This is a genomic window from Vibrio sp. 10N.261.55.A10 (assembly GCF_041470825.1).
GTDB classification, from domain to species: domain Bacteria; phylum Pseudomonadota; class Gammaproteobacteria; order Enterobacterales; family Vibrionaceae; genus Vibrio; species Vibrio crassostreae_C.
On the sequence record NZ_JBFRNC010000112.1, the window covers coordinates 1 to 381 of the forward strand.

Annotated in this window: 1 rRNA gene; it reads left to right on the top strand. The window is 39.1% G+C overall.

Annotation, left to right across the window (positions count from 1 at the left end):
- Positions 1 to 259: 259 nt before the first annotated feature.
- Positions 260 to 381 (top strand): 16S ribosomal RNA (locus AB4274_RS21840); the annotation flags it as partial.

Genomic DNA, 381 nt, shown 5'->3' on the forward strand with positions numbered 1-381 from the left:
AAGCTCTTTAACAATTTAAACCTATCAATCTGTGTGGGCACTCGTTGATGAATATCAAAACGTTTTATCGTTAGATAAAACAGATTCTTCGGAATCAAAATTGATTTCAATGAACTGAGTGACCAATCAAGTCTTAGGACTTGGCACAGTCAATTCATTATCATTCTGTTGGAATGGTAATAGCTTTAGAATTACTTTTTGTAGTTTTGAAGTCAGTATTCGTTGAGTCACACCTATTAATTTAGGTAATCAAAATCTTAAATTGAAGAGTTTGATCATGGCTCAGATTGAACGCTGGCGGCAGGCCTAACACATGCAAGTCGAGCGGAAACGACACTAACAATCCTTCGGGTGCGTTAATGGGCGTCGAGCGGCGGACGG